Annotated in this window: 10 protein-coding genes; 5 read left to right on the top strand and 5 right to left on the bottom strand. The window is 72.6% G+C overall.

Going from position 1 to position 13,663, the window contains the following annotated elements:
• The first annotated feature begins 35 nt into the window (after positions 1 to 35).
• The 4 genes from L1280_RS03825 (at position 36) to L1280_RS03810 (ending at position 5,731) form a co-directional block, all read left to right on the top strand.
• A complete protein-coding gene (locus tag L1280_RS03825) occupies positions 36 to 1,391 on the top strand; it encodes an N-acetylmuramoyl-L-alanine amidase (protein ID WP_253581078.1) in 1,356 nt (451 codons plus the stop codon).
• The gene (locus L1280_RS03820; protein WP_253580748.1) at positions 1,388 to 1,930 is read left to right on the top strand and encodes a GerMN domain-containing protein; all 543 of its coding nucleotides are present in this window, start codon (positions 1,388 to 1,390) and stop codon (positions 1,928 to 1,930) included. The genes L1280_RS03825 and L1280_RS03820 overlap by 4 nt, the downstream gene beginning before the upstream one ends.
• A gap of 17 nt (positions 1,931 to 1,947) precedes the next feature.
• A complete protein-coding gene (locus tag L1280_RS03815; RefSeq protein WP_253580747.1) occupies positions 1,948 to 5,265 on the top strand; it encodes a chromosome segregation SMC family protein in 3,318 nt (1,105 codons plus the stop codon).
• A gap of 64 nt (positions 5,266 to 5,329) precedes the next feature.
• Entirely contained in the window at positions 5,330 to 5,731 is a 402-nt protein-coding gene (locus L1280_RS03810; protein WP_253580746.1) for a hypothetical protein, read from the top strand.
• Between the two features lies 1 nt (position 5,732).
• Here L1280_RS03810 and L1280_RS03805 read toward each other — a convergent pair whose 3' ends face one another.
• From L1280_RS03805 to L1280_RS03785, 5 genes are read right to left on the bottom strand one after another with little or no spacing between them, the layout of a single operon-like run.
• Positions 5,733 to 6,293: an orotate phosphoribosyltransferase gene (locus L1280_RS03805; RefSeq protein ID WP_253580745.1), complete on the bottom strand. Its 561-nt coding sequence runs from the start codon at positions 6,291 to 6,293 to the stop codon at positions 5,733 to 5,735.
• A complete protein-coding gene (locus tag L1280_RS03800) occupies positions 6,290 to 6,760 on the bottom strand; it encodes an NUDIX domain-containing protein (RefSeq protein ID WP_253580744.1) in 471 nt (156 codons plus the stop codon). Before L1280_RS03800 ends, L1280_RS03805 begins: the two co-directional genes overlap by 4 nt.
• Before the next feature lie 8 nt (positions 6,761 to 6,768).
• A complete protein-coding gene (locus tag L1280_RS03795) occupies positions 6,769 to 9,501 on the bottom strand; it encodes an AAA family ATPase (RefSeq protein WP_253580743.1) in 2,733 nt (910 codons plus the stop codon).
• The gene (locus L1280_RS03790; RefSeq protein WP_253580742.1) at positions 9,498 to 10,685 is read right to left on the bottom strand and encodes an exonuclease SbcCD subunit D; all 1,188 of its coding nucleotides are present in this window, start codon (positions 10,683 to 10,685) and stop codon (positions 9,498 to 9,500) included. The genes L1280_RS03795 and L1280_RS03790 overlap by 4 nt, the downstream gene beginning before the upstream one ends.
• Positions 10,686 to 10,741: 56 nt before the next feature.
• Positions 10,742 to 11,305, bottom strand: a complete 564-nt coding sequence (locus L1280_RS03785) for an RES family NAD+ phosphorylase (RefSeq protein WP_253580741.1) — start codon at positions 11,303 to 11,305, stop codon at positions 10,742 to 10,744.
• Positions 11,306 to 11,458: 153 nt separating this feature from the next.
• On the opposite strand from L1280_RS03785, the gene L1280_RS03780 reads away from it, so the two are divergent.
• Positions 11,459 to 13,570, top strand: coding sequence for an ATP-dependent RecD-like DNA helicase (locus L1280_RS03780; protein WP_253580740.1), 2,112 nt, complete (start codon positions 11,459 to 11,461; stop codon positions 13,568 to 13,570).
• Positions 13,571 to 13,663 lie beyond the last annotated feature (93 nt).

Genomic DNA, 13,663 nt, shown 5'->3' with positions numbered 1-13,663 from the left:
TGGCCCGCCCGCTGCTGCTCTCGGCCGCCCTGCTGATGGCGGGGCTGGCGGGGGCACAGATCGCCTTTTCGCGCCTGAACCTCGCCGGGCAGCAGGTCCAGAGTGTGAACCTCTACGGGGCCGAGTACGCCAGCCAGAGCGTGCTCGGCCGGGTGGTCCGCATCAGCCGCGAGGGCCAGGTTATCCGGGTGGAGGGCTACGGGCACGTCCTGCTGTTCCCCCTCGACGAGGACCCGCAGCGGGCCGCCACCGATTTCAACACCGTGCAGCTCGACACCACGCGCGTCAAGGCCCGAACCGCCACCCTGCTCAACGGCAACCTCTACCTGCCGCTGGACACGCTGGCGCGGGGCCTGGGAGCGGAGTACCGCGCCGGAAACTTCCGGGTGATTCCGGCCCGCCTTCAGGGCGTGAGCAGCCGCGCGGGGGCCAGCAGCGACCGTCTGGTGCTCGACCTCACCCGCGACGTGAGCTTCAGCGACGAGCTGCGCGGCACCACCGTCACCGTGACGCTGGAGGACGTGCAGGGCGAGGCGCGGCGCTACACCACGCGCGGGGCCTTCGTGCCACGGGCGCAGGTGGCCCGCGATGGGGAAGACCTGAGGCTCAGCTTCACCCTGCCGCCCGGCAGCGGCTACCGGGTCTACCGGGTGGTGCGGCCCGGCGGGGCACGGCTCGTCGTGGACGCGGGACCGGGGATTCCCTACACCAGCCCGGCGCTGCTGGAACGCATCTCGCGCCCGCTGATCGTGCTGGACCCCGCCCGCGTGGAGGGGCTGGGGCGCGACGTGACCCTGGATGTGGCCCGCCGCGCGGCCGAGTTGCTGAGCCAGGCGGGGTGGCAGGTGCGCCTGACCCGCGACGGCCAGAGTGCCCTGGGCCTGAACCAGAAGCTCGCGCTGGCGCGGCGCAGCGACGTGTATCTGGCGCTGGACCTCGGCCGTTTCCCCGGCACCGACCGGGGCGGCGTGACGGTCTACGAGCCGACCGGCCGCGCGACCGCGCAGATCGTGGAGGCCGTGCGCTCGGGCGGCAAGGCCCCCTACATCGATCTCGCCATTGGGGGGTCGGGGGGCACCAAGCGCCTCAGCGAGCTGCTGCGGGGCGAACTCAAGGGCGGCGGCGTGACCGCGCAGGCCGAGACGGTCAGCCGCACGCTCACGCTGGGCGAGGCGCCGCAGGCCGCGCTGCTGCTGGAACTGGGCTGGGTGGGCAATGAGGATGACCGCGCCGATCTCGCCTCGTCGGGGCACCTGCGGGCGATGTCGGTGGCGGTGGCCCGCTCGGTGGCGACCTACCTCACCGCCCGGGCCGCGAATGCCGGGCGCACGGTGTCGGCCACACCCGCCACGGACACCCAGGCCAGCAGCGCGGCAGGAGCGGGCCAGTGAAGCGCCTCTTTTCCCTCTTTAACGTGGTGAGCCTGGCCCTGCTGGGGGCGGCGGCCTACGCCTACACCGAAGTGCAGCGGCCCCCCGAGACGCCCGAGGCGCCCAAGCTCCAGCTTCAGGAGCGGCAGTCCAAGCCGGTCAAGGTCTACTTCAGCGACGCGCAGGTTCAGACCATGAAGCCCGAGACCCGCACCGTGCAGGTGACCCATGACACGCCCTCGGCCACGGCGCAGGCGGCGCTGCGGGCCTGGGCGAACGGGCCGCAGACGCAGGGCTCGCTCCCGGTCGTGCCCAAGGGCAGCCCCGCGCCGAACGTGTGGCTGCGCGGCACCCACGTCTACGTGGACCTCCCAGAGAGCTACCAGCGGCTGCGCTACGGCACCAGCGGCGAGCGGATGCTGCTGTGCAGCCTGACCCGCACCCTGCTGGAGGTGGGCGGGCAGGACGTGACCTTCCTGGTCGGGGGCAAGAACGTCGAAACCCTGTGGCACCTCGACCTGCGCGAGCCGTACCGCGCCCAGGACTGCACCGACCAGTGACCCGGCCCGCCTAAGTCATGCTCCGCAGCATCACCCTCCACGGCTTCAAGAGCTTTGCCGACCGCACCCGGCTGGAGTTCGGCCCCGGCGTCAGCGCGGTCATCGGGCCGAACGGCAGCGGCAAGAGCAACGTGGTGGAGGCCATTCGCTGGGCCACCCACGGGGCACGGGCGCGGGAACTGCGGGCCGGGCGCGGCACCGAGCTGATCTTCCACGGCAGCGGCGGCAAGGCTCCGCTGGGGCTGGCCGAGGTGGAGCTGGAACTCCAGACCCCCGAGGGCCGGGTCAACCTCTGCCGCCGGGTCTACCGCGACGGCACCGCCGAGCAGGACCTGGGAGGCCGCCCTGCCCGCGCCCGCGACGTCCAGTCGGCCCTGCGCGGCACCGGGCTGGGGCCGGGGGGCCTCGCCGTGATCGGGCAGGGCGAGGTCAGCGGGGTGGTGCAGGCCGAGGGCCGCACCCTGCTGGGCTACGTGCAGGAGGCTGCCGGACTGTCCCGCGCGGTGAGTGCGAGGCTGGAAGCGGCGGCCCGGCTGCGCGAGGCCGGGGAACATCTGGACCGCTTGCGGCTGGTGCAGGGGGAGCGGGCGGCGGCGGTCGAGCGGCTCGCGCAGGCTGCCCAGGACGCCCGGACCCACCGGCAGCTCAGCGGCCGCGTCCTGACCCTGGAAGACGCCCTGCGCCGCGAGCGCCAACTCGCCCTGGGACGCGAGATTGCGGCGGCCCGGCAGGAGGCGGAGTCACTGGAAACGCGCTCCGCTGCCCTCGCCGGGGAGGTCGCGCGGGGAGCCGAACGGGTGGAAGCCGCCCGCGACGCCGCCCACGCCGCCCGCGCCCGCGCCGAGGCGTTCGCCGGGGCGCTCGACGCGCTGCGGGCCGCCCGCGACGCCCATAGCCAGGCCGAACGCTACGCGGGGCACCTCCGAGGGGAGGCCGAGAGGCTGGAGGCGGAACTCGCGGCCCTGCCCGCTCAGGCTCCCGCCGAGCCCGCCCCTGACCTGCCCGTGCTGGAAGCCGAGGTCACCGCTGCCCGCACCCGTGCCGAGGCTGCCGAACGCCGCGCCCGCACCCTCGAAGCCGAGCTGACCCGCGCCCAGGCGCAGGCCGCCCGCACCGCCGAGGCCGCCGCCCGCCTGGACGCCAGCCGCGAGACGCTGACCGCCGAGCTGGACCGCGCCGAGGGCAATCTGGAGTCGGCGCTGGAATCGCTGGCCGCCGCCCAGGACCGCCTGACCGCGCTGACCGCTGCCCGCGACGAGGCTGAGGCGGCCTACGCGGCCCAGGCCGCCGGACTCGCCCAGGCCCAGGCCCACGCCCGTCACCTGGAGGGCGAACTCGCCCGCCTGAATGCTGGCCTCGCCCCCTTGCGCCGCGAGCGCGAGCGGCTGGAAGCGGCGCTGAACTCCTACGCCCGCTATGGCGAGGGCGCCCGCAACGCCCTGCGCCTCGATCACCCCGGCATCGTGGGATCGGTGGCCGATCTCCTCACCGTGCCCGCCGAGTACGAGACGGCCGTGACCGCCGCGCTGGGACGCCGTCTGGAACAGATTGTCGTCCACTCCGGCGAGGACGCCCGCGCCATCATCGAGGAACTCAAGCGGACGGGGGGCCGCGCGACCTTCCTCCCGCTCGACCTCCTGCGGTCCCGGCCCCGGCGCGACGGAGCACTGCTGCGCGAGGCAGGCGTGCTCGGCAACCTCGCGGACCTGTGCCCCACCGACCCTCCGATTGTCGGGGAGGCGATTCTGGCCGACACCCTGATCGTGGAAGACCTGCGGGCGGCCAACCGCCTCGCCCGCGCCTACCCCACCCGGCCGCGCCTTGTCACGTCGGAAGGCGAATTGCTGGAAGCCGGGGGGGCAATCACGGGCGGGCGCCTGCGCGACAGCGGGAGCAGCGTGCTGGCCGACCAGCGCCGCTTTCAGGAACTCGACGCCGAGCTGGAGGATGCCGAGCGCCGTGCCGTCCGCCTCCGGGCTGAGCTGGAACGGGTGGAGGCGGGGCTAGTGGGGCCAGGGACCGGGCCTTCCTTCCTCCAGTCGGCCCGCGACGCCGCCGTTCGGGAGGCCCGTGACGCCGAGCGCCGCGTCACTGAGCTGGAGGCGCAGGCCCGCAGCCTGACTGCTCACCGCGACCGCCTGCGCGAGCGGCTGGAGGCGTCGGCCCCACCTGCGGCTCCCCAGTCCACCGAGCCGCCCGCCGACCCTGCTGCGCTGGAAGCCGACCTCCTCACTGCCCGCCGCGCTGCCGAGGAGGGCCGTGCCGGGGAACGCACGGCGCTGGAGGCCTTAGCCCTGGCCCGCGAGCTGGACGCCGCGTGGCGGGCCTACCGCAGCGCCCACGCCCGCGCCGCCGACCTGCGGGAGCGCCTGGCCGCCAACGCCGCCGCCCAGCAGACCCAGGGCACGCACCTCGCCGGAGCCGCCGCCGAGGTCGCCCGCCGCGAGGCCGCGCTGGGAACCCTCGACGAGCATGAACTCGCCCGCGCCGAGGCCGAGCGGGAGGCCGCGACCCAGGCCTACACCTCGCTGATCGGGGAGCAGAACAAGGTCCGCGCCCGATTGGAGGATCTGCGCCTGCTCGTCGCCCGGCGCGAGGGCAGCCTGGAACCGCTGCCCGACGGGTGCAGTCCCCCCGGCACCCCCCGCGAGTGGACCGCCGAGCTGACCCGCGTGCGCGGCGAGCTGGAGCGCCTCGGCCCAGTCAACGCCCGCGCCGAGGCCGACCATGCTGCCGAGGCGGCCGAGTTGGAGCGCCTCTCCGCCGAACTCGGGGATGCCGAGGCCGCCGCCGCCGAGTTGCAGGCCCACCTCACCGGGCTGGCGGGGGCCGAGGAGCAGGCCACCCGCGCGGCCTTTGGGCGCGTCAATACCGCCTTCCGGGAGTACTCCGCCGAACTGCTGGGGGGCCAGGGCGAACTGGAACCCGAGGAGGACGCCTCGGGCCGCCTGGCCGGGCTGCGCCTCGCCGTCCAACCCAAGGGCAAGCGCACCCGCTCCATGACCCTCCTCAGCGCGGGCGAGCGCACGATGGCGGGGCTGGGCTTTCTCTTCGCGCTGAACCACGCCGGGGGAGAGGGAGGGGCGGGCGGCCTGCCCCTCGCTGTGCTGGACGAGGTGGACGCGCCGCTGGACGAGGCGAATATCCGCCGCTTCACGGCCTTTCTGGAGCGCTTCTCCGCGCGGGGTGCCCAGTTCCTGCTCGTCACCCACCAGAAGGCCACGATGGAGGTCGCCCACGCGCTGTGGGGCGTGACCACCGACGCGTCCGGCTCAAGCCGAGTCCTGAGCATCCGCCAGGGGGACGAGGCGCCCGCGCGGTCCTCGGCCGTTTGAGGAGGGTCCGGGTAGGCCAGTCGCCGGATGCCCCTTTGCCACATCCCGCGCCATCCTGCCCGCCATGACCGAGCCGACGCCCCCCGAAGTGCTCGCGGGCATCCTGGCCCGCTGGCAGCGGCGGGAGTATGCCGAACTGGCCCGCTGGCTCCCCGCCTCCGGTGCCCGGCCCGATCCCTGGCGCACGCCGACGGGCCGGGAGGTGAAGGCCGCCCGCCTGCACTACCGCCGCCAGCCCCTGCGCAACTTCCGCATCCTGGCCGCTACCGATACGGACCCCGCCGCCGCCAACGTCGTCGCGGACCTGTTCTGCGTGGTAGGCGGCGAGCTGGAGTGGCAGCGCCGCCGCTACCGGATGATCTACCTCGGCCCGGACGGTCGGCCCCGGCCACGTGGCGGCCCGGACGGGCTGTGGGTGCCGCTCGCGGTGTATGCCGTGGCATTGCCGCCCGGCCTGCGGGCCTGACCTACTCCCGCACGTCCCGCCAGATCAGCCCTTCCCCTGCCGCACACAGCGGGCACTCCGCCGCCGGGAAGGTCTGAAAGGGCGCTCCCGTCAGCGTCACCAGCCGTTCGCCTTCCAGCCCCGTTCTGCTGAGCCACGCGCTCACGCCGAGGGCCGTGTGCCCCTCACCTCGCAGAAATGTCAGGACCGCGCGGGCGTCCGTCCCGGTGCAGATCAGGTCGTCCACGTACACCAGCCGCTCACCGGGCGTGGGGACGTGCATCCGGTGCCAGCCCGGTCGCTCGCCCGTCAGGACGTAGGCGACAGGCAGGCCCAGGTGCCGCGCCACGAAGGAAGCCAGCACCGCCCCGCACGCGGGCGCCCCCACCAGCAGGGTCGCCTCGGGAAACGCGGCCCGCAGCGAGGCCGCCTGCACCGCTGCCACCCCGTCCAATGTGGCCGGATCGCGGACGATCTCCCCCTTCTCTATCCAGCCGTCCGCATGCAGGCCATTGCGAAAGGCGGTGTGGCCGGGGCGTAGAGCGCCGCGTTCTCCCAGCAGCCGGGGGAGGTCAGCCGTCACGGAACATCCTGCGCCAGCGCGTCGGCCAGCAGTGCCCGTCCAATTGGCCCCGCTGCCCACAGCAGAAGCCGGGTGACCTCGGTGGGGGAGACGGCGACCCGGTGGCGCATCTCGAATACGGGGGTGAAGACGTCCAGCCGCACCCGCGCCTGGTAGCGCAACTGGAAGTACGGCTCCGGCGTCAGCCCCTCCACCCGCACGGCTCCCAGCAGGCGGCAGGCCAGCACTTCCGCGCAGGCTTCTTCCTGACCCTCACGCCGCAGTGTCGCCTCCCAGTCCTCCCCGGCTTCCGGGTGGCCGCCGGGCAGACTCCACGTTTCGCCGTTCTCGGACACCAGCACCACGCGGCCCTCCTCGGTCAGGCAGACGCCGCTGATCTGTGTGACTGCTTCACCAGAGGAAGGCTGATAACCCGGCAGCCACGTCAGCACGGTGGGGCGGCCCTCCCAGCTTCCGCGCTCGGTCACCCCACCGCTCACCCGTCCAGCCGCTGCACGCTGCTTCCGGCTACGCTCTTGGTGACCAGCAGGCGGCTGGGCAGGCGTTCGGAGAGGCTTTCCACGTGCGTCACCACGCCCACCATGCGGCCCTGGGTGCGGAGGTTTTCCAGCGCCCCCGCGACCGCCTCCAGCGCCTGCGGGTCGAGCGTGCCGAAGCCCTCGTCGAGAAAGAGCGCCCCCAGCACCTTGTTCCCGGCGAGGTAGTCGCTCAGGGCGATGGCGAGCGAGAGGCTGGCGAGGAAGGTCTCGCCGCCCGACAAGGTCTTGACCCCCCGCGTCTCGCCCGCGTTCCAGAGGTCCTGCACGACGTACTCGCCATTTTCCAGCGCGAGGCGGTAGCGGCCGTCGCTGATGTCGTAGAGGAGCGTCCCGGCCCCGGTCAGCAGTTGAGCCTCCACCTCGGACAGCAGGTAGCTCTGGAACTCGTTGGCCTTGAGGGTGTTCGTGAGGGTCTGCCAGGTGTCGAGCTGCCCGGCGACCTCTCCCGCCTGCCGCTCGATCTCGGCCTTGCGCTCCAGCCGCTCGCGGGCCACCCGCTCCTGCTCGGCGAGGCTCCCGGCCCGCTCGCGGGCGGTGGTGAGTGCGGCGTCCGTCGCGGTGAGGTCGCGCTCGGCCTGGCGCAGGTTCGCCGGGTCGAAGGGTTCCAGCCCGAGCTGCCGCTCCAGCTCCGCGAGCTGTGCCCGCAGTTGCCCGACCTGCGCGGTGTGGGTCCGCGCGGCCTCCTCCAGCGCGGTGATCTCGGCTTCGGGGAGGGCGGCGGCGCGGGCCTGGGCCGCGTCCAGCCGCAGTTCTGCCAGAGCCGAGGTCAGCGCGGCACTCGCCTCCCCCGCCTCTCGGGTACGGCCCGCCGCCGCCGCCGCCGCCGAGCGCAGGGTCGCCGCCGCCGCCGCGTGGGCGCTCTCGGCACGGGCCAGGGTGGCCTGAGCCTCGGTCAGACGTGCCCGCACGGTCTTGATCTCGGCCAGCAGCCGTTGCCGTTCGCGGGCGGGGTCGGCCCCGGCCTGCCGTACCCGCGCCGCCAGTCCCGCGACGAGCCGCGCGGCGGTGTCGGCGGGGTCGCCCGTCACGTGACTCTCTAGCACCCGCAGGTCGGCCTCGCGTTGGGTGAGCTGAGATTCCCAGTCACGCAGTTCGGCAGCCCGCTCCTCGGTGGACTTCTTCAGGCTGGCGAGTTCCAGCCCGATCTCCTTGTAACGCAATCGGCGGCCTTCGAGGTCGGCGGTCAGGGCCGCTACGCGGGTTTCCAGCGCCGCGAGGTTGTGCGCGGCGGGCGGCGGAAGGGTCTCCACCACCCCCTCGCACAGCGGGCACGGCTCCCCGAGGTGCAGGTGCGAGCGGTAGGCAGCGAGTCCCGCCTGTGCCCGCGCGGCCTCCAGTTCCGCCTGCGCCCGGTCAAGTTCGGCCTTGGCCTGCTGCCCCTCTCGCTTGGTCCGTGCCTGTTCCCCCGTCAGCGCGTCGTGCTGGGCCAATTCCGCCCTCTGCCGCTCGCGGCTGGACTCCAGGGCGGTCTTCTGCGCTTCCAGTTGGACCCGCTCCTGCCGCAGTTTGTCCAGCTTCTGCGCTCCCTCGCGGGCCGCCAGGAACGCGTCCTCGTCCCAGGGCAGGGGCGAGGCGTGGGTGCTCTGCGGGGTGCCCCCGGCGCGGCGCAACCGGGCGGCGTCGGCTTCGGCTTCGCGCAGGGTGTCGGCCTTCGCCTCCAGGTCGGGGATGCGCTGCTCTGCCAGCGCCGCTGCCTCCAAACCCGCCTGCGCGGAGTCCACGGCTTGCCGCGCCGCCGCTTCCGCACTCGCGGCCCGGTGCCGTTCGCTCTCCTCGCGCTCGGCGGCGATGCGGGCACGTTCGGCGGCGTCCAGCAGCGGCAGCACTCCAGCCACCCGCCGCGCCCGCGCTGCCCGCTCCGCACCTTCCCGCACCTGCCCCGCGCGGGCCTCCAGCACGTCCAGACGCCGGGCGGTGTCCTCTCGCTCGCGCCACACGCCCTCCAGCGCCCGCAAACGGTTGACCTGCCCCTGAAGGCGTTCGCGCGTATCGGTCAGCCGCTCGGCCTCGGCGCTCACGGCCTCGCGTTCGGCCCGCAAGCCCTTGACCGTCTCCACCGTCACGTCCGCGTATTCACCCTCCAGCAGCGCGTGCAGACTGCCAAGCTGGTGCTTGAGGCCCTTGGCGCGGTCCCCGGCAAAGCCGTGCATCGCCTTGACATGCTCCAGGCCCATCAACTCGCCCAGCAGGGCTTGCCGCTCGCGCCCGGTGCCGTGCAGGAGCCGCGAGAACTCACCTTGTGGCAGCAGCACGCTGCGGGCGAAGGTCTTGAAATCCAGCCCCACCACCCGCGCGATGCGCTCGCCCACCGCCCGCGTCCCGCCATCGCTGAGGTTGACCCAGCGGTCTCCCTCCCGGCGCTCCAGCCGCACCTCGTTCTCGGCCTGACGCCGCCCCTTGGAGCGGGCGACCCGGTAGGTCTCGTCCCCGACCTCAAAGGTGAGGCTCACCGACAGCCCCCGCTCCCCCTGCGAGATCAGCGCGTCCAGGCCCGTCGCCCCCAGCCGGGGCGTGGTGCCGTACAGGGCGAAGGTCATCGCGTCCAGGAGGCTGGACTTGCCGCTCCCCGTCGGCCCGACCAGTGCGAAGAGTTCGAGGTCGGAAAAGTCCAGCGCGGTGTGCTGCCGAAAGGCGGTGAAGCCCTGAAGCTCTAGGGCGAGGGGCCTCACGCCACCACCCCTTCTTCCTCGCCCCGCGCGGCCTCGTCCGCCTCGCGGAAGGCGTCGCGCAAATCAATCGGCAGCTCTCCACGCCGCTCCTGATGGAAGCGCTCGTACAGGTCCATCAGACTCAGCCCCTCGCGCCGCCGCTCGGGGAGGGCGAGGTCCTCCTGCACGGCGTCCAGCTCCACCGCCAGCGTGTTGGGCAGTCGCCGCAGCACCCGGTCCTTGAGGCCCGGCAACGCGGTGCCCGAGGGTGCCCGCACAACCACCTTGACGAGGCCGGGAAAGCCCTCCAGCGCCGCCAGCCGCGCGTCTACGTTGTCCAGCGTGACCCGCACGGTCCGCAACTCGCGCCCGCTGGCAAGCGGAATCGGGATGACGCGGGCGGGGCGACCCGGCTCGACTTCCACCAGATTGACCTGCTTTTTCTCGCCGCCCTCCCCGAAGTCGAGCTGAATTACTGAGCCGGGGTAGTGCGCGAGCGGCATCTCCGAGTTCTGCTGCGGCTTGTGGACGTGCCCCAGCGCCACGTACTGCGCGGCCGCCGGAAGTTGCAGCGGCGAGAGCGTGTAGGCGTTGAGCAGGTCGAACTGCATGGTGCGCTCGGAGCCGCTGGGCACCGCCCCGTCCATCGTGGCGTGCGCCATCAGCATATTCACGCTGCCCGGCCGGAATCCCTCCGCCAGCCGCCGCAGGAAAAAGCCCATGCCCTCGCGGTACTTCTGCCGCCACGCGCCCACGTCGCCGCCGAGCACGTCTGCCGCCTTGACGAGCCGCCGCTCGGACAGAAAAGGCAGCGCTCCCACCGTCAGCGTCTCGCCGCCGCGCGTGACTACGGTGCGGATCATGTCGAGGGGATTGGCGGTGGGCTGCGCCACGAGCTGCACGCCCACCCACCCCAGCAGCCCGGCGAGGCTGTGAAGCCGGGCCGCGCTGTCGTGGTTCCCCGCGATGGCGACCGCCGGAATGTTTGCGTCGCGCAGCCGCAGGAAGAAGTCGAAGACCGCCGCCTCCGCCTCGGCCGAGGGGTTGACCGTATCGAAGAGGTCGCCCGACACCAGCACCACGTCGGCCCGTTCGCTGCGGGCCAGCTCCGCGATCTCGGTCAGTGCCCCATGAATCTCGGGCGTCCGGTCAAAGCCCCTCAGATTCCGCCCGGCATGGAAATCGGCGGTGTGAAGTACGCGCATGACGGAAAAAATAGCATGGGGACGGCATCGGCACGGATGGGTTTGTCACGGTGGGACTACACCTCCAGCCGTTCTGGAAAGCCCGGCGGGAGGTCCGTCGCCACGACCCGCTCCCTGGTCCGGTCCACGAACACCAGCAGATTCGCCTCGCCGGGCCGCAGCTTGCTGGGCGCCCGCACCGCGTCGAAGCGCCCGGACTCGAAGGCGGCCCGCCCCAGCCGCTGGGTGGGCGCGTCCTCGCCCTGCTCGTTCAGCAATTGCCAGTCGCCCGTCAGCTCCTGCAAGGAGGTGCCCAACCGCTCGCGCACCCCCGCGTCCGTCAGGTCCAGCACCCGCTCGGCCCACACCCGCAGGCCCAGGCACGTCGCGCCGCGCAGGTCCGCCGGGGTCGGCTTGGCCGGGGACTGCCGGAACTCCATGCCCGCCACCTCCCACCCGTGCGAGGTGTACAGCACCCGCAGGTCTTCGCCCCGGCTGTAGCGGCCGTCTTGGGTCAGGTTGCACAGGTTTTTCTGCACCTCATCCGCCGTCACGCCCTTCACGCAGCGGAAGACCTGGCCTTCCCAGGAGGCGGTGGGCAGGGATTGAAGCGCTTCTCGTAAGTCGGTGTCCCGCAGCATGGCCTGACCCTACCGGTCGCCAGGACCGGGTGGATTGGGACCCCGTTCAGCCACTACGTCCTCGCTGCCCAAATCAGCTCAAGAAGATGAAGGCCCGGCCGCCCCCCATTCTGCCCCCAACAGAACCGGACGGGCCGCGCTATCCTCTCGTCCATGACCGCTCAGCCCCCCACCGAGCCGTTTCGCGTGACGGGCGGCGTCCACAAGGTGCGCTTCCGCTCCGACACCGGCTTTACCGTGATGACCGCCCGCCTGCGCAACTCCGAGGGCGAGGACCCCGACGCCACCGTGATCGGCGTGATGCCCCCGCTGGACGCCGGGGACACCTTCAGCGCCGAGGTGCTGATGGAAGAGCACCGTGAGTACGGCTACCAGTACCGGGTGCTGAACATGGTGCTCGAAGCCCAGCCCGCCGACCTCACCGAAGCGGGCGTCGCCGCCTACTTAGAAGCGCGGGTGGGTGGCGTGGGCAAAGTGCTTGCGGGACGCATCGCCAGGGCCTTCGGGCCGGATACCTTCGACATCCTCGAACAGGACCCCGAAAAGCTGTTGCAGGTGCCCGGCGTCACCCAATCCACCCTGCACAAAATGGTCTCCAGTTGGAGCCAGCAGGGGCTGGAGCGCCGCCTCCTCGCCGGACTCCAGGGCCTCGGCCTCTCCATCTCCCAGGCGCAGCGGGCGGTCAAGCACTTCGGAGAAGCGGCGCTGGAACGTCTCCAGGCCGACCTCTTCGCGCTGACCGAGGTGGAGGGCATCGGCTTCCTGACCGCTGACAAGCTGTGGCAGGCTTCGGGGGGTGCGAACGACGACCCCCGGCGCCTGACTGCCGCTGCCGTGTACGCGCTTCAGCAGGCGGGGCAGCAGGGCGGCCACTCCTTCCTGCCCCGCGCACGGGCCGAGCGCGGCGTCCTGCACTACACCCGCGTGTCGGCGGAGCAGGCCAAACTCGCGGTGGAGACGGCCACCGAACTCGGCCGCCTGTGCGACGACCCTACGGGGGAGGGCGAGAGCCGCATCTACCTTCCCCACGTCCTGCGGGCTGAGAAGAAGCTCGCCAAGCTCATCCGCACCCTGCTCGCCACCCCGCCCGCCGGGGACGAGTGGACGGTGCCCGCGGGCGCGGCGAAGGGACTGTCGGCGGAGCAGGCCGGGGTGCTGGGTCTGCTCGAAGAGAATCGCCTCGTCGTCCTGACGGGTGGCCCCGGCACCGGGAAAAGCACGACCACACGGGCGGTCGCGGACCTCGCGGAAAAGCTGGGGCTGGAGGTCGGCCTGTGTGCCCCCACCGGCAAGGCGGCCCGCCGTCTGGGGGAGGTGACGGGGCGCCCCGCCTCCACCATTCACCGCCTGTTGGGGTACGGCCCGGCGGGATTCCGGCACAACCACCTCGAACCGGCGCCCTATGACCTGTTGATCGTGGACGAGGTCAGCATGTGCGGCGACGCGCTGATGCTCTCGCTGCTCGCTGCCGTGCCGCCGGGGGCGCGGGTACTGCTGGTGGGCGATACCGACCAGCTTCCCCCGGTGGACGCAGGGTTGCCGCTGCACGCGATCACCGAGGCCGCCCCCACCGTCCGCCTGACCACCGTGTACCGCCAAGCCGCCGAGAACCCCATCATCCGGGCGGCGCACGGCCTGCTGCACGGGCAGGCGCCCGAGTGGGGTGACCCCCGCCTGGGCCTGACCGAAACCGAACCCGACGTGGGCGCCCGCCGGGTGGCCCTGATGGTGCGCGAACTTGGCGGGCCGGGGCAGGTGCAGGTGCTCACGCCCATGCGCAAGGGGCCGCTGGGGGTCGAGCTGCTCAACACCCACCTCCAGTCCCTCTTCAACCCCGGTCAGGGCGGCATCCGCATCGGCGACGGCGAGGCGCGGCCCGGCGACGTGGTCGTGCAGACGAAAAACGACTACCAGAACGAGGTGTTCAACGGCACGCTGGGCACGGTCCTCAAGGCCGAGGGCAGCCGCCTGACCGTGGACTTCGACGGCAACATCGTGGACCTCGGCGGGGCAGAACTGTTCAACCTGCAACTCGGCTACGCCCTGACCGTCCACCGCGCCCAGGGCAGCGAGTGGCCCACCGTCCTCGGCGTACTGCACGAGGCCCACATGCCGATGCTCTCGCGCAACCTCGTCTACACGGCCCTGACCCGTGCCCGAGACCGCTTCTATGCGGTGGGGTCGGCCTCGGCGTGGGAGAAGGCGGCGGGCCGGCAGCGCGAGGAGCGCAATACGGCATTGCTGGAGCGGGTGCGGGGGCGGTGAGGGAAAACGGGACGGCAGCCACGGCGCCCTTCCTTCCCGCCACAGGGATTCACGCCCTGCACGGATACATGGGCAGCGGTAATAACGGCGTTG

This window comes from Deinococcus sp. HSC-46F16 (assembly GCF_024171495.1).
In the GTDB taxonomy this organism is placed as follows: domain Bacteria; phylum Deinococcota; class Deinococci; order Deinococcales; family Deinococcaceae; genus Deinococcus.
The sequence above is the reverse complement of the archived record's forward strand: the minus strand, read 5'-3'. Positions and strand labels throughout refer to the sequence as shown.

What these genes read in the sequence shown, in the direction of transcription:
- L1280_RS03825 (WP_253581078.1), top strand. Translation starts at nt 36, where the DNA reads ATGGCGGGGCTGGCGGGGGCACAGATCGCCTTTTCGCGCCTGAACCTC.
- L1280_RS03815 (WP_253580747.1), top strand. Translation starts at nt 1,948, where the DNA reads ATGCTCCGCAGCATCACCCTCCACGGCTTCAAGAGCTTTGCCGACCGC.
- L1280_RS03810 (WP_253580746.1), top strand. Translation starts at nt 5,330, where the DNA reads ATGACCGAGCCGACGCCCCCCGAAGTGCTCGCGGGCATCCTGGCCCGC.
- L1280_RS03790 (WP_253580742.1), bottom strand. Translation starts at nt 10,685, where the DNA reads ATGCGCGTACTTCACACCGCCGATTTCCATGCCGGGCGGAATCTGAGG.
- L1280_RS03785 (WP_253580741.1), bottom strand. Translation starts at nt 11,305, where the DNA reads ATGCTGCGGGACACCGACTTACGAGAAGCGCTTCAATCCCTGCCCACC.
- L1280_RS03780 (WP_253580740.1), top strand. Translation starts at nt 11,459, where the DNA reads ATGACCGCTCAGCCCCCCACCGAGCCGTTTCGCGTGACGGGCGGCGTC.